At 71.2% G+C, this 18412-nt stretch carries 18 protein-coding genes; 5 read left to right on the top strand and 13 right to left on the bottom strand.

Translation table 11 applies throughout. From position 1 onward, the window contains the following. Positions 1-52 precede the first annotated feature (52 nt). From AWX74_RS09580 to AWX74_RS09535, 10 genes are all read right to left on the bottom strand, one after another. Positions 53-1264, bottom strand: a complete 1212-nt coding sequence (locus AWX74_RS09580) for an amino acid kinase family protein (protein ID WP_091273919.1) — start codon at positions 1262-1264, stop codon at positions 53-55. Further along, complete coding sequence (locus AWX74_RS09575; protein ID WP_091273917.1) at positions 1255-2307, bottom strand: aspartate-semialdehyde dehydrogenase; 1053 nt, start codon at positions 2305-2307, stop codon at positions 1255-1257. Before AWX74_RS09575 ends, AWX74_RS09580 begins: the two co-directional genes overlap by 10 nt. A 15-nt stretch (positions 2308-2322) precedes the next feature. Further along, positions 2323-3114 (bottom strand): SDR family NAD(P)-dependent oxidoreductase, encoded by a 792-nt coding sequence (locus tag AWX74_RS09570; RefSeq protein WP_091273915.1) that lies wholly within the window; start codon positions 3112-3114, stop codon positions 2323-2325. Between the two features lie 12 nt (positions 3115-3126). Further along, positions 3127-3963, bottom strand: a complete 837-nt coding sequence (locus AWX74_RS09565) for a hypothetical protein (protein WP_131799438.1) — start codon at positions 3961-3963, stop codon at positions 3127-3129. 48 nt (positions 3964-4011) lie between these two features. Further along, on the bottom strand, positions 4012-4899 hold the full coding sequence (locus AWX74_RS09560; RefSeq protein WP_193209831.1) for a hypothetical protein: 888 nt from the start codon (positions 4897-4899) through the stop codon (positions 4012-4014). A 50-nt stretch (positions 4900-4949) separates the two neighbouring features. After that, a complete protein-coding gene (locus AWX74_RS09555; RefSeq protein WP_091273911.1) occupies positions 4950-6026 on the bottom strand; it encodes a M29 family metallopeptidase in 1077 nt (358 codons plus the stop codon). Positions 6027-6296: 270 nt separating this feature from the next. Then, the gene (locus AWX74_RS09550; RefSeq protein ID WP_091273909.1) at positions 6297-7385 is read right to left on the bottom strand and encodes a hypothetical protein; all 1089 of its coding nucleotides are present in this window, start codon (positions 7383-7385) and stop codon (positions 6297-6299) included. Between the two features lie 506 nt (positions 7386-7891). Beyond that, positions 7892-8797: an ABC transporter ATP-binding protein gene (locus AWX74_RS09545; RefSeq protein ID WP_242666151.1), complete on the bottom strand. Its 906-nt coding sequence runs from the start codon at positions 8795-8797 to the stop codon at positions 7892-7894. Next, on the bottom strand, positions 8788-9933 hold the full coding sequence (locus tag AWX74_RS09540; protein WP_226931280.1) for a FecCD family ABC transporter permease: 1146 nt from the start codon (positions 9931-9933) through the stop codon (positions 8788-8790). The genes AWX74_RS09545 and AWX74_RS09540 overlap by 10 nt, the downstream gene beginning before the upstream one ends. Continuing rightward, positions 9930-10937 (bottom strand): LLM class flavin-dependent oxidoreductase, encoded by a 1008-nt coding sequence (locus AWX74_RS09535; protein WP_165615547.1) that lies wholly within the window; start codon positions 10935-10937, stop codon positions 9930-9932. The genes AWX74_RS09540 and AWX74_RS09535 overlap by 4 nt, the downstream gene beginning before the upstream one ends. 649 nt (positions 10938-11586) lie before the next feature. On the opposite strand from AWX74_RS09535, the gene AWX74_RS09530 reads away from it, so the two are divergent. Continuing rightward, on the top strand, positions 11587-12198 hold the full coding sequence (locus AWX74_RS09530) for a molybdopterin-binding protein (RefSeq protein WP_226931281.1): 612 nt from the start codon (positions 11587-11589) through the stop codon (positions 12196-12198). Positions 12199-12602: 404 nt separating this feature from the next. Next, entirely contained in the window at positions 12603-13025 is a 423-nt protein-coding gene (locus AWX74_RS09525) for a TOBE domain-containing protein (protein WP_091273902.1), read from the top strand. Positions 13026-13060: 35 nt separating this feature from the next. Here the strand turns inward: AWX74_RS09525 and AWX74_RS09520 are convergent, their stop codons facing one another. From AWX74_RS09520 to AWX74_RS09510, 3 genes are all read right to left on the bottom strand, one after another. Continuing rightward, the gene (locus tag AWX74_RS09520; RefSeq protein ID WP_091273900.1) at positions 13061-13513 is read right to left on the bottom strand and encodes a pyridoxamine 5'-phosphate oxidase family protein; all 453 of its coding nucleotides are present in this window, start codon (positions 13511-13513) and stop codon (positions 13061-13063) included. Positions 13514-13720: 207 nt separating this feature from the next. Further along, positions 13721-14092 (bottom strand): fluoride efflux transporter CrcB, encoded by a 372-nt coding sequence (gene crcB / locus AWX74_RS09515; RefSeq protein ID WP_091273898.1) that lies wholly within the window; start codon positions 14090-14092, stop codon positions 13721-13723. Next, on the bottom strand, positions 14089-14679 hold the full coding sequence (locus AWX74_RS09510; protein ID WP_242666150.1) for a fluoride efflux transporter FluC: 591 nt from the start codon (positions 14677-14679) through the stop codon (positions 14089-14091). Before AWX74_RS09510 ends, crcB begins: the two co-directional genes overlap by 4 nt. Before the next feature lie 433 nt (positions 14680-15112). Here AWX74_RS09510 and AWX74_RS40685 point away from each other — a divergent pair, with 433 nt between their 5' ends. The 3 genes from AWX74_RS40685 (at position 15113) to AWX74_RS09500 (ending at position 18356) form a co-directional block, all read left to right on the top strand. Then, on the top strand, positions 15113-15283 hold the full coding sequence (locus tag AWX74_RS40685) for a hypothetical protein (protein WP_193209832.1): 171 nt from the start codon (positions 15113-15115) through the stop codon (positions 15281-15283). Positions 15284-15359: 76 nt separating this feature from the next. After that, positions 15360-16352, top strand: coding sequence for a (2Fe-2S)-binding protein (locus AWX74_RS09505; protein WP_091273894.1), 993 nt, complete (start codon positions 15360-15362; stop codon positions 16350-16352). A 246-nt stretch (positions 16353-16598) separates the two neighbouring features. Further along, the gene (locus tag AWX74_RS09500; protein ID WP_091273892.1) at positions 16599-18356 is read left to right on the top strand and encodes a P-loop NTPase family protein; all 1758 of its coding nucleotides are present in this window, start codon (positions 16599-16601) and stop codon (positions 18354-18356) included. The last annotated feature ends 56 nt before the right edge of the window (positions 18357-18412 follow it).

The following is an 18412-nucleotide window of genomic DNA, read 5'->3' as shown; positions in this document are numbered from 1 at the left end:
CACCACAGCCCCGCGCGGGCCCGGCGCCGCTGGTGGTCAGCGACAGGTCTGGTCAGGCGCTGACGACGAGGCCGTGCTGGGCTCGGGCCACTGAGGTGACCTCGGCCGCCGGGACCAGCCGCAGGTCCAGTCGGCCGTCGGGGAACATGGTCGTGACCAGGCGCAGGTCGGTGCGTCGCAGGGAGAGGCCGGTCAGGTCCCGCAGGGTGTCGGCGACGACGAGGTGGGCCACCGCGGAGCCGGCGGCCGGGGGGACAACGACGACGTCACCGTCGGAGCGGCCCACCCCGTTCACCCACTTCACCGCCGAACGGATCTGCTTTGCGGCTCCCTCCCACACCACCCCGGTGCGGTGCACGACGACGGCGCCGCCGCGAGCCGACGTCGGCGCCTGCGCTGGCGCCTGGGCCGCGGTTTCGCGCTGGTGCGGTTCCGCGGAACCGCCCACCACCGAGTGCAGCTGCCCGTCGGGCAGCAGTGAACGGCACCGGATGTCCACGCCGTGGTCGCGGGCCCAGGCGACGGCCGAGTGGTGCAGGACCTTCGCCCCGTGCCGCGACATGGTGATCATCATGTCGTAGGGCAGGTGCGCCAGCGTGCGGGCGTCCGGCACCAGGTGCGGGTCGGCGGTGCAGATGCCGCGGGAGTCGGAGAAGATCTCGCAGGCCGGCGCTCCGAGCGCGGCCGCGGCGGCGATCGCGGAGAGGTCGGAGCTGTTGCGGCCGAGCATGACCGGGTGCCCGTCCGGCCCGACGGCCTGGCCGCCGGGGATGACCAGCACCTGGCCCGGTTCGGCGAGCTTCGTCAGCATGGCCGGATCGATCTCGGCGAGGTCGGCGTGGTGCGGCTCGCCGGTTCCGCGGAACCCGGTGTCGGCGGCGGTCAGCGCGAGGGCGGGCAGGCCGGCGTCGCGCAGCGCGGCGGTCATGAGCGCGACGTTGACGGTCTCCCCGGTCATCAGCGCGGTGCCGAGCAGGTCCCGGTCGGGGTCGGCCGAGACGGAGCGGACCAGCGCGGACAGCCGGTCCGTCTCGCCGGCCACCGCGCTGACCACGACCACCGCCCGCGCGCGGCCTCCGGCCCCGGTACCGCCTCCGGCCCCGGCCCCGGTACCGCCTCCGGCCCCGGTACCGGTGCCGCCGCCCGTGAGGCGGTCCGCGACGTACCGGGCGATGAGCCGGTGCGAGCTGGGGGCGGCGAACGACGCGCCCCCGAACTTCAGGACGATGGCGGGTGCAGGCGCGGGCTCGGTCGTCACATCCATGTGGACTCGGTGGCGAGCCGGGCGATCTCCACGGCGGTCAGCGCGGCGCCGACCATGAGGTTGTCGGCGACGACCCACAGCAGCAGCGAGCACGGGTCGTCCAGGTCGGCGCGGATCCGTCCGACGTGCACCAGCGAGCTGGACTCCACCGAGGAGCACACCTGCCGCGGCCGCGGGTATCCCTCGTCCTCGCCGTAGGCCCGCACGCCGGGGGCGGCGCGCAGCGCGTCGAGCGCGTCGGCGGCGGTGACGGGCCGGTCGAAGGTGATGTGCACCGCCTCGGAGTGCCCGTTGACCACCGGCACGCGTACCGCCGTCGCGGCGACCCGCAGCGCCGGCAGGTCGAGGATCTTGCGGGGCTCGCGGCGCAGCTTGTGCTCCTCGTGGGAGATCCCGGCGTCGTCGCGCAGGCCGATCTCGGGCACCAGGTTGAACGCGAGCGTGCGCCCGAACCTGCTCGGCGTCTCCGCAGGCTCCCCGCCGTCGAGGACCTCGCGGGACGTCGAAGCCAGCTCCTCCAGGCCGCGCAGCCCACCACCGGACGCCGCCTGGTAGCTCGCCACGACGAGCCGTTCCAGGTTGCCGAGCGCTCGCAGCGGGTGCAGCGCCCGGACCAGCTGGATCGTCGAGCAGTTCGGGACGGAGGCGATCCCGCGCGCCGGGCGGGTCGCCATCGTGTGCGGGTTGACCTGCGGGACGACCAGCGGGACGTCGTCCTCCATCCGGAACGCCGAGCTGTTGTCGACGACCAGCGCGCCGGCGGCGGCGACCTTCGGGCCCAGCTCCAGGCTGATCGGCGCGCCCGCGCTGAAGATCGCCAGGTCGAGCCCGGCGAGATCGGCCGCGGCCGGGTCGAAGTCCGCCAGCGCCACGACCGGCTCGACCTTCAGGTCCAGCCCGTACTCGGCGGTGAGGTCGCGGCCGGCGGAACGGCCCGACGCGACCGGGATCACCCGCTCGACGCCGGGCAGCGCCCCGGCGTCCAACAGCTGCAGGCACTGCTTGCCGACGACGCCGGTCGCGCCGATGACGGCGATGTTCACTGTCCTCGTCCTCCCTCAGTCGGTGGCGACGGCGTCCTGGTCGGCGAACTGGGCGTCGAGGTCCACCCAGCCGCCGTCGACGAACATCAGCTCACCGGTCACATAGGTCGCGGCGTCGGAGGCGAGGAACACCGCCGGGCCGGCGATCTCGCTGGGGCGGGCCCACCGGCCGAGCGCGACCTTCTCCGCGTAGGCGCCGGCCCAGGCGCTGCTGGCCCGGATCGGCTCGGTCAGCGCCGTCTCGACCGGGCCGGGGGCGATCGCGTTGACCCGCACGCCGGCGCGGCCCAGCTCGGCCGCGAACACGCGGACCATCTGGGCGAGCGCCGCCTTCGTCCCGGCGTAGATCACCTGGCCGGGCTCGACGACGCGGCTGCTGATCGAGGAGATCACGATCATGCTGCCGCTGCCCTGCGGGGCCATGATCCGTCCCGCGCCGCGCAGGACGTTGAAGCTGCCGCGCAGGTTGACGTCGGTGACGGCGTCGTACTCGGCGTCGGTGTACTCGATCAGTGGCTTGCGGATGTTGATCCCGGGGGTGCAGACCGCGACGTCGAGCCGGCCGTGCTCGGCGACGACCCGGCCGAGCCAGCTGTCGACCTCGGCGGAGCTGCGCACGTCGACGATGCTGGCGTCGGTCTGCCCGCCGACCGCCTCGATGGCGGCGGTGGTGGCTTTCAGCCCGTCACCGTCGACGTCGGAGCAGGCCACGACGGCGCCCTGCTTGGCGAACGCGACCGCGATGGCCTGGCCGATTCCCGACGCCGCCCCGATGACGGCGGTGATCTTGCCCTCGAGTCCCAACATGCGCGCTCCCGTTCAGATGACCGACGTGACCGACGTGCTTGTAAACGGATCCCCGGAGCCGCGGGAACGGTCGGCCGCGGCGAGCCGGCGGTTGAACCCGTCGAGGATCGCCGTGGCGGTCTCCGAGGACCGGATGTGAACCATGCAGAGGATCCGGTCACCGGGACGGGTGTGGCGCCGGAAGTAGTCGTTGACCGCCGGGTCGTCGCAGGTGGGCCTGGCCCGGTAGAGGTCCGTCGGCACACCGATGCCGCTGATCCGTCCGCTGCGGCGGTCGAAGGGCGCGTCCGGCGCGACCGCGGCGGCGACCCGGGAGGCGAGCTCACCGAGCCTGGCGTCACGCTGGTCGCGGCGCGGGTCGGGGTAGAGCACCGCCCCGGGCAGCTGGCCGTAGGCGCGCATCGCGCAGTAGGCGACCGGGTTGTAGGTGCGAAGCACGTTGATCCGCGGGAACTCGGCGGTGGCGACGACCTGCGTGAGCAGGGCCAGCCAGCTGGAGCTGAACGCGGAACCGCCGCGCAGGTCGCGGTCGACGAACTGGATGCCGATGTGCAGGACCCGCTCGGCGGCGGCGGTCGACGCCCAGCTCGCGCCGAGCGCGGCGACGGGACGTCCGTCCGCGCGGGTGCAGACGACGAGGTGCTCGGTGGAGCGGAACAGGTCGGGCCGGGCCTCGAACAGCGCCGGCATGCGCAGGTCGGGCAGCGCGGCCGCGAGGCCGTCCTTGAGCCACCGGTCCGTCTCGGTGTCGATCGGGTTGTCGTCGGCGTGGAAGCGCAGCAGGTCCAGGCCCGTCCCGGCCGGCACGGAAGGAGTCGTGCCGGCCGGGACGGCGGGCGCGTCGGCCACCGCCGAACCGGCTGGTGGAGCCGACGGCACCTGGGCGGCCACCATGGCTCAGACGAGCCCGGCGGCGAGTGCCTTGCCGGCGGCGAACGGGTCGGCGTCCGCACCCGTACCCGCTGCCGCCTCGGTGGCCGCTGCCGTGCTGGTGGCCGCGGCCTCGGCCGGGCCGGTGTCCGCTCCGGCGTCGGCCGTCCCGCTCGCGACGACGTGCTGGTAGAGCTCGAGGAAGTAGGCGACCCAGAGGTTCGCGACGACCTCCATGTGCTCGATCACCCGGGCCTCCTCGGCCGGCGACCCGACCAGGGAGACGAGGACGTCCCAGACGAACGTCGCGTGCTCGTCCTCGATGTCGGTGCCGACATGGCGGCGGGCCCCGGCGAGCTTCTCCCGGCCCAGCGCCTGCTCCAGGTTGCGAACCCAGGAAGGCTGCGTCTTCGTCGTCACGTACTCGACGAAGTAGACGCTGCACAGCAGCGCCAGCGGCGTTCCCTCGAACTCCATGCCGTACTGCAGGTAGCCGGTCAGCAGCTTGGTCGAGGCGAACGGCTCGGTGGAGTAGATTTCGTCCTTGCTGACACCGATCTTCGCCAGGTCGCCGGCGAACCACTCGTCGTGGAGCATCTCGTCCTCGACGTAGTGCGCCCACTTCGCGCCCCGGACCGGGTCGCGCTTCGAGAAGTAGCCGATCGCCAGCGCGTCGATGGTCCGCTTACGCCGCAGCCGCAGGATCGTCTCGATGTTGTGCCGCTTGTAGTACTCGATGTTGATTTCCTTGCCGGACATCTGGTGGTCCGCGTACGGGATGTCGGCGTAGAACTTCGCGATCCGGGCGTCGAGCGTGTCGTCGATCTGCTGGCGCAGACCGGGCGAGACCTGGCCGGCCCGGGCCTTCGCCGCGGCACGCGGCTCGCCGTACCAGTCACGCGGGTTGTCGTCCATGGTGGGCTCCTTTCGGGGGAGCTTTCGGCTTCAGGGGAATGTCGTGCTGCTCAGCAGCCGCAGTCCGGGGTGCGCCGCCGCACCAGCCGCCGCGGTGGGACCGGGCCGGCGATGGTGGTCCCGGCCTCGTCGGTCATCACCGTGTCGGCGCAGGTGAACGTGAGGGCGTAGCGGGTGGTGGGGGTCAGGCCGAAGCCGAGGTGCACCACGCCGTTGTTCGCGCCGAACATCTCGTTCAGCCCGCAGTTGCCGGGCTGCTGGCGTAGCACCGGGTTCAGGCCGATTCCGAACTCCCACAACACCCGGTAGGCCTCGTCGGCCGCGTACAGGTCGGTCAGCGCCGCCACCACGCCCTTGCCAGCCGGGTCGGTCGGACGGACGTCCGTCACCAGGCCGTTCGTGAAGGTCATGATCACCGGGTTCTCGCGCAGCGCGTCCAGGTCCTTGAACAGCGTGGCCTGCTCCTCGACACAGTCCGGGTCGTCACCGCGGTGCACGATCGGGGCGCCGAGCAGGGTGATGGTCCCGTTCACGTCGAGGCGCTGGGACGTGTCGAACCGGTACAGGCCGGTCGGGGCGGCGCTGGCCTCACCCGACGGCGCGATCTGCTGCTCACCGGGGCCCAGCGTGCCGGCCTGCTGGTTCCACTCGTAGTCGCCCGAGATGGCGAAGGTCGCCGACGTCGCCTCGCGGGGCGCGGTCAGCCAGACGTACGGGGTCTCGCTCAGCGCGCCGAAAAGCCGGTCCGCCCGCGCCTCCAGTGTCACCGGGTCGGTGCTCTCGACGACGGTGAGGAAGTAGGCCACCTGGGCGTCGGTCACCGGCGTCGACCCGCAGGGCATGGCGACCAGGCGCCGCCCGGGCCCGAGGGAGGCCGGTTCGGGTGAGGTCACGAACCGGTCCGGGCAGACCACGAAGATGTCGGCGCTGGCCGGGCAGCGGTCGGAGCGCAGGACGTCGTCGAGCGACTCGTCGGCCTCGATCGTGCCGATGGCGGCTCGGCTGTACCGGGTGCTCGGGGCGAGGCTGAAGTCCGCTACGCGGTCGGCCTGGGTGAGGAGGAGGAACGTCTCACTGGGATTCCCGAAGACGTGATGCCGGTCGGGATGGACGACGAACTGTGCCATTGAGTCCTCCCGATTTCGGGAATTCCGGCGTGCCTGGGCCGGCAGGGAAGTCATGAAACGACGTTCTGTTTACGGTGCGGAACCTCGATCTGGGGCGGGTCGGCCCGGTCATAGCCGACCCGCCCCAGTCGACGGCATCAGCCGAGGAGGGTGCCCAGGTAGCGGTCGTTCTTCTTGACCTGGATCTTCTTCTGCTCCATGCTGCACCTCCTTCGCGGGTCTACGCGGTGGGCGGGAAATCGGCGAGGGTGGTGCGTCTCGCCGCGCCGGTCAGCTGGCCAGGCCTACCGGAGTCTGGGGCGGCGTCCGGATGCTTTCGTCTTCCAGGACGCCGAGCAGGACGTCGCCGCGGTCGTTCGTGACGACGGTGCCGGGGGCGATGATGTCGAGGTGGTACTGGGTGAAGGGCGTGAGTCCGATTCCCCAGTGCAGGCAGCCCTGGGTGGCGCCGTACACCTCGTTCATCGCGTGGTTTCCGGGCAGTAGTTCGAGGGTCGTGTTCACCGCGTGGCCGATTTCCCATACCAGGCGGTAGCGTGAGTCGACCTTGAAGAGTGCCTCCAGCATGTCGACCACCGGCTGGCCGGCCGGGTCGATTGCCTGGAGTGCCGTTATCCTACCGTTCTCCACGGTGGCCCGTACCGGGTTTTCGCACATTGGCCACAGTTCGCTGTGGACGCGCTTCTGGTCGAGCCGGGAGAAGGACGGGGTGCCCGAGTGGAGAATCGGGAGGCCCGCAATGACTATCTCGCCGTCGAGAGGCAGAGACAAGTGCTCCTCGAATTCGACGATTTCGATCGGCAGCACGCTGATCTCGCCGGCCGGCACGATCTGCTGCTCGCCCCAGTCCACGCGGCCGGCCTGCTGGTTCCACACCAGCTCGCGGTCCCACAGGCGCATCCGGGCCACCGTTCCGTACTGTTCGTTCCGGTATTCGAGCACGTCACCGCGCTCGGCCAGCTCGAAGAAGCGGTCGGAGAACGCCTCCTGGGCATCGGGGTCGGTGGCCTCGACGCAGCGCAGGAAGTGGGCCAGGACGGGGAGGTCCGTCGGGGTGGAGTTGCAGGCCATGCCAAGCAGCTTGCGGCGCGGGCCGAGCACGTCCGGCGGTGGCGACTGGAAAAAACATTCCGGCGACATGACCAGGACGTGTGCCTGTTCGGGAACCTCTTCCCGCATGATACGAGCGAACTCCTCGGTCCCGCCGGTGAACACGATTATTCGTGTTCCGGCGTATCCCTCGGTGTTGACGACCTGCACCTTGTCCAGCAGGGAGGTGTTCGTCACCAGACAGAACTCGGTGTCGGTCGGATCGCCGAACTGGCGAATTCTGGTCGGATCGACGACGAGTTCCGTCATGAGATCTCCTCCGGGACGAGGATGACTGAATTGGCTTCGCGATGGGAACCGCGGCGTTTCCGTCGTTCCTGGCTGAACGACAAGGAAGGTGCGGTGCGATGATGGCGGCGGCAGGGCGCATCCCGTGCCCGCCGTGCCACCTCGGTGTGGCAATCGGTGCTGAACCGGGGAAACTGATCGCGCCGGGTGTTCTTTCCACCAGGTCGGGCCTGCGTCATTGGCGGCCCTGGATCATCGGATAACATCCGGCCGGTGGTGGCGTGACCGCGACGACTTCGTGCCGGCGGGAACTTCCTCCGCTCTCCACATTCCGTGGGGAGAATCTGTCGGAATGTGTCGATCCGCTGACCGGGCGGATCTGTTGAATCGGATTCTAGCGTGTTCTGGAATGGGCTGGAAGGGGTTTGCGGTGAAAACTTCATGTTTCGCGGCTGCTGTTGGGTCGGATGGTTTCCCGGTCTCCTCCGATCCCCCATCGATGGATCGGGAAACCATCCGACCGGCCCTCACCCCCGTGGTCCCGAGACGAGTCGGGTCGGGATCGGGACGCAGGTGCGTACCTCGTGTGTTCCGTTCCCGGCGGGCAGCTCGATTCCGGTCACATGGACGTCCACGCCGTACAGCCGGGTCAGGCTCTCGCCGGTGACGACGTCCGCCGGCCGGCCGTCGGCGACGACCTGGCCGTCGGCCATCAGAACCGCCCGATCGGAGTACGTCAGAGCATGCGACGGCTGATGCGACGTCATGACCACGGAATGGCCGTCGCGGGCCAGCTCCTCCACCACCCGCAGGATCCGCACCTCGTTGCCGTAGTCCAATGCGGCGGTCGGCTCGTCCAGCACGAGCACCGGTGCCTGCTGCACCAGGGCCCGCGCGAGCAGGACGAGCTGTCGTTCACCTCCCGACAGATGCGGGAAGGGGCGGTCGGCCAGGCGGGAGATCCCGAGGCGGTCGAGCTGCTCACGGGCGCGCCGGCGGTCCGCCTCGCTCGGCGCGGACAGCGGCGGGAGATGCGGCGTGCGGCCCATCACCGCGATGTCCAGGGCGGTGAAGGGGAACGGTGTCGACGCGGTCTGCGGCACATAGGCCACCCGCCGGGCCAGGTCACGGGCCGACATCGAGCCGACGTCCTGCCCGTCGATGCGGACGGTGCCCCGATGTGGCCGGAGCAGGCCGAGCAGACAGCGCAGCAGCGTCGTCTTCCCCGCGCCGTTCGGCCCCAGCAGGCAGCAGACCTCGGCCTCGGCCAGGGTCAGGCTGACCCCGGTCAGCCGATGGCCGCCCCGGGGATAGCTGAACGTCAGATCATCCATCCGCACTCGCGGCGCCGCGGCCGTGCGCGCGGCCGCGGCGCCGCCCGGGGAATCCCCGGTCTGTGGTGTCTCCGGCCCGGCGGTCTCGATCACAGCCACTGTCGACCCGCCCTGGCCAGGAGCGCGACGAAGAACGGCGCGCCGATGAGTGCGGTCAGGATGCCCAGCGGCAGGTCGAGCTCGGTCGCGGTGCGGGCGACGTCGTCGACGGCCAGCAGATACCCCGCCCCGAGCAGCGTCGTCACCGGAAGCATGCGGTTGAACGACGGGCCCGCGGCGAAGCGGGCCAGGTGCGGGACGACGAGCCCGACCCAGCCGATGATGCCGGCCACGCTCACCGCCGTCGCGGTCATCAGTGTTGACGCCGTGATCGTCACAGCCCAGATCCGCGTGCGGTTCACGCCGAGCGAGCGCGCCTCGTCGTCACCGGTGGCGAGCACGGTCAGCGGCCAGCGCACCGTGTAGAGCACGACCAGGCACACCCCGATGATGATCGACGGCACGAGGAGGCTGTGCATGCTGGCCCGGCCCAGGTTGCCGAAGAGCCAGAAGGTGATCTCCGGCAGGGTCGTCTCCGGGTTGGCGAAGTACTGCGCGCTGGAGATCAGCGCGTTGAACATGGCGCCGATGATGACCCCGCCGAGCACCAGGATGATCAGCGAGCCGCGGCCCACGAGCCGCGCGATGCTCACCGCGAGGACGGCCGCGAGCAGCCCGCAGCCGAAGGAGATCGTCTGCAGCGCCGCGGTGGGCAGGCCGATGAGGATCGAAACCGAGGCTCCGAAGCCCGCGCCCGCGGCCACCCCGAGAACCTCCGGGGACACCAGCGGATTACGGAACATCGTCTGGTAGGCGGCTCCGGACGATGCCAGCGCCGCACCCACCAGCAGCGCCGCGAGGATCCGCGGCAGCCGGATGTTCATCACGACGGCCCGCTCCTGCCCGCCGATCTTCGGGCCGATGGCCGCGATCTCATGGGCGAGGATCTTCACGACGGTCTCCGGGCTCAGCGAGAAACGCCCCAGCCCGAAGGAGACCACGACGAGGACCGCGAGCAGCACCGCGAGCAACCCGACGCGGCCGCCGCTCACCAGCAGCGCCACGACCCTGCCGCGCGCGGCCCGGGGTTCGGAAGTCGTCCCAGGCCCGTCGGGCACCTTCGCCGAACCGTCGGCCACCGCGCCGTCGGCGGTGGAGGCGTTCGCGAGCTCGCCTGGCATCGATGGGGCGCTCATCGGCGGGCCGCCACGCTCGCCGGCAGGTTCTCCAGCCGGGGGACGACCTCGCCCGCGAAGAGCCGGACCGTGTTCTGCTGGATCCGCAGCGGGACGGAGGCGCTGAACGAGGGGCGGAGGCTGACCCGTTCGATGCCGAGCGAGTCCCGCAGCTCCGCCATCCGCCGCGCCACCGTCTCGGGACCGCCGACGATCGCGGTCTCGTGCAGGAACCGGGCAGGGTCCAGGTCCGGCTCGCCGCCGGTCAGGTGCCCGTGCTCGTGGACGCCGTGGGCGGCCAGCCGCGCGGTGAGCTTCTCGACGAGCGGGCGGGCGATCGCAACGGCCTCGCTGTCAGTGCGAGCGACCAGGCAGAACCGTTCGATCCGCAGATCGGAGGCCCGACCGCCATGGGAGGTGAACACCGCGACCCGGCTGGCGAGTGACGGCCCCGACTCGACCGCGGCGAGGATCAGGCCGTGGCCCCGGCTCGCCGCCCACGCGACCGACTCGTCGGAATGCGCCGCGACCTCGACGGTGGGATGCGGGTGCTGCGCAGGCGTCGGCCCGACCCGGTACTGCGCGCCGTCGGCGACGACCGGATGCCCGCGCCAGTACCGCAGCACCGTGTCGAGCGCCTCGGGCAGATCCACACCGTTGCCATCCGGGGCCCGTGCGACCCGCGCGTATTCGGGGATGGGCCAGCCGACACCGAGAATCACCCGGCCGCCCGAAATCCGGTCGAGCGTCGCGAGGTCGGCGGCGAGCCGGATCGGGTCGTAAAGCGCCAGGTGCAGCGCGGTGAACCCGATCCGGATCCGGCTGGTGGTGGCCGCGACGGCCGCCGCCATCGGAATGGGCGCCGGCCGCGCCCGCAGCGTGCGTGAGCCCACCGAGGTCAGATGGCCGTCGCTGAACCAGAGGCTGTCGAAGCCGAGGTCCTCCGCGACGCGCCCCAGCTCCGTCAGGGAGTCGGGTCGCGTCGTGTCGAGGTCGCCCCGGCCACCGGGAAGGCCGAACTTCATGATCGTCGTCGCAGGCTGGGTACCTGTCTGCGTCGCAGACTGCGAAACTGGCGTGTACTCAAGCGTTTCCCCCCGACCAGCCATGCCCTGACGGCGTTTGGTGATCAAACAGTTGCTGAAGGTGTACCGCGGGGGAGTGCGTCCCTAGGGCGGCGGTGCGCAGGGGGTGGCGTCGGGCTCTCGTTGCCCGTTACTCCTCAGATGCGGAACGAATCGAGAGTAGCTCACATATCTGCGGATGTCATGGCCGTCATTGCCCTAATCCACGGATCCGCTGGCGTGGCTGGATGTCCAGGTAACGGCCGAGTATTGCGGAAGTACTCGCCTTGTAACGCGGCTGGCGAGCGGCGTCGCAAAGGAGTGAGAGGCTGTCCGATACGTCACGGTACGTCCGATTTTCCGGCGGGGCACCGTCGGATGCGACCGGATGGTCACGTGACGTCTTCGTATCCGCAGATGCGGGTATCTGTGGTTGCTTGCTCCTTAGATGCGGAGATTCGCTAGGGTGCGGGAAGCAAGCACGGTAGGAGCCTCTTGCGCCTCGTCCCTTGCCTGACCCTGCTCGGGGCGGCAGGCGCTCTCGCACTGCCATCGCATCGAGCCCGCTGCGCTCGATTCACTTCCCCGGCACACACAGAGAGACGGTCAGATGTCGCCGCACCCCATCCGCAGGGTCCTGTTCCGGCGGTTCACCGCCATGCTCGCCGTTCCCGCCCTCCTCATCGCGGCCTTCGTCGCGTTCGTTCCGGGCGTGGCGGCCCAGGCCTCCGGCGGCTCCTCGTCGCACGGCAGTGCGCCCGCGCACCCCTCGAAGCCGAAGCCGTCGCCCAAGCCCGGCTCCTTCGTCGTCAGGGGCGAGGTCGAGAAGACCCTGCGCCTCACCGTCGCCGACCTGGCGAACTACCCTCAGTACACCCAGACGGTCTCGTTTGTCAGCAGCGCCGGCACGCAGACGCACACCTACACCGGTGCGAAGCTCGTCGACCTGATCACCGCGGCCGTGCCCAAGTTCCGCACCGAGGTCAAGAACGACCTGCTGCGCTACGCGGTGCTGGTCAAGGCCAGTGACGGCTACGAGTCGGTCCTGTCCTGGCCCGAGATCACCGCCGGCTTCGGTGGTGTCCAGGCCCTCGTCGCCTCGACCGAGGACGGCGTCTCCCTCGCCGACGTCGGCCCGCGGCTGACCGTTCCGTCCGACACCAAGGGCGGCCGGTACGTCTCGTGGATCACCTCGATCACCCTGGTGCGCGTGGGTTCCTGACCCCCTCCCGCACGCCAGGTCCGCGCGCGGACTCGGGCCGGGCCTGGTGCCGGAACCGGGCCCGGCCCGGAGGCGAGCTGGGCGATTCCCGGGCCGGAACAGCGCGGAAATCCTCGGGGGACTCAGGGGAGCTCCGAGGATCCGCGAATTCCCGAACCCGGCGTCCACCACCTCCGGAATCGGCAATTCCGGTTTCCGGCCCATGGAAGCCGGACCCGGAAACCGGTTCGGGATATGCACGCGGCCACGCCGGTCGGACCACCGGCCGGTCGTGCGGGTGGGGCGGACGACGACGTCCCCCACCCGCACGATGGTGTCGATCCGCCCAGCCCAGGTGACACCGGCCACGGCACTTCCGCGCGGACGCAACCGGGCCGCAACAGGACCTCGTTACTGTCCCAGACATGACCTTGAGCATCCGTAACCGGCTGACCGGGACCGTGTCCGACATAACCAGCGGCACGGTGATGGGTACCGTTCGCATTGAGCTCCCGAACGGTGAAATCGTCACCTCCGCGGTCACCATGGACGCCATCAAGGAGGTCGGCGTCGGAATCGGCTCCGCCGTCGAGGTGCTCGTGAAGGCGACGGACGTCTCCCTCGCCACCGGCGAGACGTCCGGGCTGACCATCCGCAACCAGCTCAGTGGCACCCTGGTCGGCCTCGACACCGGCGGCGCGATGGCCCTCGCCCGCATCGCCCTTTCGTCCGACGTCGAGCTGACCGCGGCCATCACCCGCGCCTCCGCCGACGACCTGGGCCTCGCCCCGGGCACGCCGGTGACCGCCCTGATCAAGTCGACGGAGGTCGCCTTCTCCGCGCTGTAGAGCCGAGGGGCACAACCGGCCGCGAGGCGCGGTGCTCACATCTTGCGGAAGTCCCAGCTGGTGATCTTCTCCGGGGTGACCCGCAGCCACGCGTGCCGGCCGTCGTAGTGCATCCTGTCGCCGCCGGTGTACTTGCGGGCGTACAGCAGCTCCGGGGTTTCCAGGTCGGGGTCGGGGGCACCGCTGCGCGGGACGTCCCCGACGCTCTCCACCCGTCCGCGGATCTCCACCCCGCGCAGCTCGGTGAACGCGTCACCGGTGTCGACGACCACCGCCACCCGCGGATCCCGCTCAAGGTCCGTCCAGCGCTGGCTCTTCACGACCGAGTTCAGCCACAGCGACGTACCGTCCCAGGCGAACCACAGCGGTGTCAGATGAGGACCACTCGGGCTTGAGGTCGCCACCCGGCAGGTCCGCTGCTCGGCGAGGAAGCCGTCGATCTCGGCCTGGCTCATGGCGATCTTGCGGCCTCGGCGCTGCTCTCTCATCGTTGTCCCTTCGTGGGCTGGGTGCCCGCCGTGCGCGACGGTGCCGAACGAACGTATGGCTGGCAGCGCGCCCGGCGCATCGCCTTCGCCGGGGATTCGCGCTGGGATTCGCGCGGCGAACCCGCATCGCCCGGCCGGAGGGTCGGCCCGGTTCCGCGGTGCCGCGGCAGCCTGCGCGGTGCGGCGGTTCTGCGGAACCGTGGTGGCCTACGTGGTGGGCCCGCCGACCGCGTGGCCGAGCGCCACGCCGAGGAACGCGGCGCCGAGACCTGCACCGACGCTCAGCGTGACATTCAGGACGGCCTGGCGGCGGTCACCGTCCCGCGCCAGCCGCACGGTCTCGTACCCGAACGTGGAGTACGTGGTCAGCGCGCCGCACAGCCCCGTGCCGGCAGCGGCCCGGACCGCCGCGGATGCCGGCAGCCCGACCAGGAACCCCAGCAGCAGCGACCCGGCGACATTGACGGTCAAGGTGCCCCAGGGCATGACCGAACGGTGCCAGGACTGGACCGCCCGGTCGGTGAGGTACCGCAGCGGCGCGCCGAGCGCCGCCCCCAGCGCGACCCACAGAACGGTCACCGCGCACCACCTCCGCTCCCGCACCCGCCTCCGTCGCATTCTCGAGCGACGCCGCCGACGTCGGCGTGGGTGTCGGCGCTGAGACCAGGGCCGAGGTCGGGGTTGGCGACGGTCGGAGCCTGCCGGCGCAGGGCACGCTCCGCCAGGGCGGAACCCGTCGCGACGGCGGCGAGTGCGGCGATGACGGACACGGCGAGGAACACCAGCGCCGTGTCGACCGCGCCCGCGTCGACCGACTGCTGCACGTCGATGACGTAGGTGGAGAACGTCGTGTAGCCGCCGAGCACACCGACGCCGAGAAATGGCCGGACCAGCCGCCGCCCCGCCCAGACGGTCGCGACCAGTTCCATCAGCACACCGATGAGAAAGCAGCCGGAGGTGTTGATCGCCAGGGTCGCGCCGTCGAAGCCGCCCGGCTCGTGTGGGAAGGCCACCGCCAGCCCACGGCGGGCGAGTGCCCCCAGCGCACCACCGACGGCGATGGCCCCGAGCACCGGCCAGGGGGCGGGCCGCAGCTCGACCTGTTCGCCAGGATCGGACAGGTCGACATCGGGGTCGACCGGGCGGGGGTGCGACGGCGACGGCACTGACCACTCCGATCCCACTGAAGACACAGCTCAGACGCAGTTTCGCACCGCGTGGCCACTCACATCGTCGCCTGGTAAGCCCGGCCCGCCAGGCACAGGACGCCCCGTCACGGTCAGGCATCATCGATCCGCTCACGAGAAAATTCCGATCCGTGCACTCGGTGTGTGTAGTCAGTGATCCCGAGCCCCGGGCTGCCGCGGCGCCGCTTCCGAGTAAGAACTGAGGATTCTGGCTGCTGCAACAACCGAAATGCTCAATTCTTGCGGATCGTCAACCGGCTCCGTGGCTCCGTTTGCACCTATTGGTGTGAATTGCTGGCGCTGTGCGGGGCGGGGGACCCCGATGGGACGCCGTGCGGCGGGTGGTGCAGAGGGGTCTGGAGCGCCAGGTCGACATCGGGGGTGGCATCCGCCGCTTCTCGGGATTTTGCACGTGCTCTGGAACGATGAAAATCCGCGGATCTTCGAGTCGTGGCACACAGCTGCTGATTCGGCTGCCGTTGCCGCTCGGCAAGAATTAGAGATTCTTGTCGCTGGAACGACAAAAATCCTCAGTTCTTCGGGCTGTGGCCTGGGGCTGTCGCTGCTGCCGGGCGAGATCTGAGGATATGGTCGCCAGGGAGTGTGCACCGCCCGGTGCGGACGTCTGCGGGCGTCGTGCAGACCGACAGGAGGCGCGGTTGAGTCCTGCCTGGGTACCGGTCGACGGTTCGCGGGCGCGCTCGGCGCTGGCGAGCCTCGCCGCCATCAGCCCGTACTTCGAGGCCGACGTTCTGGACGCCATCGAACGCCCCGCGCCCACGGCCTCCGCCAGCGACGTCGAACATGGTCGGTTCGAGCCCGTCGCGGTCGCGGAGCTCAACAGCGGGGGCGCCGCGCTCGCCGCGGCCGTCGACGGGGTCAACGAGCGGCTGGGCGGCGTCGAACGGCGGGTGGCAGCGTCGACGCTCGCGCTCGGCCATGCCGCCCGGTTGTGGTCGGTGGCGCTGGGCACCTGGGCGACCTCGGGCATCGTCCCCGACCTCGACCCGGCGGTGCTGCGGGTGCAGCCGCGGCTGACAGCCCCGCTCCGGCTGATCGTCGACCGGCCCGCCGGCTGGCGACCCGCACCGGCAACGCCGGCCGCACCGGCGACGCCGGCCGCACCGGCAACGCCGACCGCACCGGCGACACCGACCGCACCGGCGACACCGACCATGGCCGCACCGACGTTGGCCACACCGACCTCGCCGGCGGTGCAGGCCGATGACCACCTGGAAGCGGCGGACCTGATCCGCGAGGTGATCGTCGAGCGGAACCTGCGGCCGTACTTCGCGGCCGTGCGGGCCGAGACCGGGCTCGCGCTCGGCCTGCTGTGGGGGAACGCGGCCTCCGCGCTGGTCGGCGCCACGGGGATGCTGATCCGGTTCCTCCGCACTCAGCCGAACAAGGCCGGCGCGGCTCCGGCCACGGCCGCGCGTCCGGATCCGGCCCCCGCCGAGGCCTCGGCCGTGGGCATTGGCCGGCTGACCGCGCGGCTGCTCGCGACGCCGCCACTGGCCGGCACAACCGTCCACAGCCTGACCCCGGACGGTCAGCTGGTGGTCCCGTCCGTCGTGCGGCGCAGCTGTTGCCTGTTCTACCGGGTGCCCGGTGGCGGCACCTGCGGAGACTGCCCGCTGGATCGGCCCTGAGAAACGGGTGGCGTGACACGCCCGGCCTGCCCGGCGGGGCGCGGGCGTGCGGGCGCCCCGCGGTGAATCCTGCGTCATTATTCAGTGCACGGCAATAAACGAGGGGACCGATTTGTCGATGGTTCATCGCGGCGGTTGATTTTTGCTCGTCAAGCCGTGATCGGAACCGGCCTGGTCAATTCTTGCTCCTGATTCCCGTCCGATTGTCGGGTTCGTGTTAGCGTTACCGACTCCCAGGGGGGTGTGATGCAGGTCTCCGACCATGACCCGGACTACGACGTCGGCCCCGGGCCGCTGGCGTCGCTCTGGCGTTACCGGCTCGCCTCATCCGTGGTCATAGTTCTGGCCGTACTCGCCGGCGTGATTCATGGTGTGCTGGCCGCGCCGCCCACGAAAGCCCTCGCCCGGATCGGCCTGGCGAATCCCCGCGGTCTCACGGTGATTCTGGGTGGCAGCGCGTCCGGTGCGGATCTCGGCCGGTACGCGAGTGCCCGGGCCCGGTTCGCCGAGAGCACCGACGTGCTGGCGACGGCGGCGCGGTCGCTGAAGGACGGGACGTCGCTGGCGACACTGCAGACGGCCGTCGAGGTCACCGCCACCGCGGATGCGGACGTTCTGATCGTGACGGCCACCGGCTCGGGTGGCGAGCAGGCGGAACGCCGGGCGGATGCCGTCGTCGCGGCGTTCCGCGAGCTGACGCTGCAGTCCACCAATGACACGGTGAACAGCCAGCTCGCGGCGGTGGCACGGGCGCAGGCCCAGCTCGACCAGCTGTTCACGCCTGGCCCCGGCGACAGCGCGCGGGCCGCCGCGGCGGCCACCGCGCTCGGCGAGCTTCAGCAGACCGCCGCCCGGGCCCAGACGGAGGCGGCGCTGTTCGGCTCGGGAACAGTGTTCGTCGAGAACGCGACGGTGCCGCATCCGTCCAGTGGCGCGGCCCGGGCGGAGCGGGGCGGCCTGCTCGGGCTGCTGCTGGGGGTGCTGCTCGCGGGCACGGTGGCCTGGCTCCGGGCCGGCCGGCGGCGCGAGGTCGGTGACGGCGAGGCGGCCGCCCGGTTGTTGGGCACCCGGCTGCTGGGCGAGATCCCCACCACCGGGGAACGCGGCCGTTCCGCTGAGCGTGGCGATGCAAGGGAGCGTCGCGGTGTCAGGGAGCGCGGCGGTATCAGGGGACGCGGCCGTTCCGTTGAGCGTGGCCGCGCCGACGAGGCTGACGGGCCGCGGAGCTCTCCGCAGCCTGGCCACCACGCCGCCGCCGGCGTGCTCACCGCTGTCGGCGGGCGCGGGCTGTACGTCCTGGCCAGCCCCGGACGCCAGGACGGGCGGACGGCGACAGCCCTGGGCCTCGCGACGGCGCTGGCGGCCGGCGGCTGCCGGGTGGCGCTGGTGGACGGTGACCTGCGCACCGGCCGGCTCACCGCCAGGTTCGGGCTCCCCGCGGCCGCGGTGGGGCTCGCCCAGCTCGCGCGGGGAACCACCGACCTCGCCACCGCCATCCGGACGTATTCGACCGCGGAGGGCGGCGAGCTCGCCTTCGTTCCCCGCGGCCAGCTGGCCACCGACCCGGCCGGGCTGCTGGGCAGGGCGGAGCTCACCGAGACGATGAGCCGGCTCAAGAAGCTCTTCGACATCGTCCTCGTCGACACACCGGCGACCGGTCCGACCGCCGACGCGTTCCTGCTCGCCGCGACCGCGACCGGGATCATCGCGGTGGCTCGTTGGCGCACCCCGGGCGGTCCGCTGCGGCGGCTGCGCGCGCAGGCCGACGCCACAGCCGTTCCCCTGGTCGGAGTGGTGCTCACCCACGGCCCCCGGGTGCGTGGGGGCTACCAGGACGCCTACGGCGACCAGATCGCCTTCGACGTCGAGCGGACCCAGACGCTGCGGCCGCGGACGTCCGAGGACCGGCCTGACCGAACCCCGCCGCACGAAGCCGCCGCCCTGCACAAGTCACCCGTGCACCAGCCGTCGGTGCACAAGCCGTCCGTCGCCGCCCGGCTCTGATGCCCCACAGCGACGGGCCGCCAGAGCCGCCACAGCCGCCACAGCGGCCAGAGCCG

The sequence above is a fragment of the Parafrankia irregularis genome, assembly GCF_001536285.1.
Lineage (GTDB): Bacteria > Actinomycetota > Actinomycetes > Frankiales > Frankiaceae > Parafrankia > Parafrankia irregularis.
The sequence above is the reverse complement of the archived record's forward strand: the minus strand, read 5'-3'. Positions and strand labels throughout refer to the sequence as shown.

Bases quoted from the DNA above. Each gene is read 5' to 3' on its own strand.
- AWX74_RS09570 (WP_091273915.1), bottom strand. From the start codon at position 3,114: ATGTTGGGACTCGAGGGCAAGATCACCGCCGTCATCGGGGCGGCGTCG.
- AWX74_RS09540 (WP_226931280.1), bottom strand. From the start codon at position 9,933: ATGAGCGCCCCATCGATGCCAGGCGAGCTCGCGAACGCCTCCACCGCC.
- AWX74_RS09520 (WP_091273900.1), bottom strand. From the start codon at position 13,513: ATGAGAGAGCAGCGCCGAGGCCGCAAGATCGCCATGAGCCAGGCCGAG.
- AWX74_RS09500 (WP_091273892.1), top strand. From the start codon at position 16,599: ATGCAGGTCTCCGACCATGACCCGGACTACGACGTCGGCCCCGGGCCG.
- AWX74_RS09555 (WP_091273911.1), bottom strand. From the start codon at position 6,026: ATGGCACAGTTCGTCGTCCATCCCGACCGGCATCACGTCTTCGGGAAT.
- AWX74_RS09580 (WP_091273919.1), bottom strand. From the start codon at position 1,264: ATGGATGTGACGACCGAGCCCGCGCCTGCACCCGCCATCGTCCTGAAG.
- AWX74_RS09530 (WP_226931281.1), top strand. From the start codon at position 11,587: ATGTCGCCGCACCCCATCCGCAGGGTCCTGTTCCGGCGGTTCACCGCC.
- AWX74_RS09525 (WP_091273902.1), top strand. From the start codon at position 12,603: ATGACCTTGAGCATCCGTAACCGGCTGACCGGGACCGTGTCCGACATA.
- AWX74_RS09560 (WP_193209831.1), bottom strand. From the start codon at position 4,899: ATGGACGACAACCCGCGTGACTGGTACGGCGAGCCGCGTGCCGCGGCG.
- AWX74_RS09535 (WP_165615547.1), bottom strand. From the start codon at position 10,937: ATGAAGTTCGGCCTTCCCGGTGGCCGGGGCGACCTCGACACGACGCGA.
- AWX74_RS09550 (WP_091273909.1), bottom strand. From the start codon at position 7,385: ATGACGGAACTCGTCGTCGATCCGACCAGAATTCGCCAGTTCGGCGAT.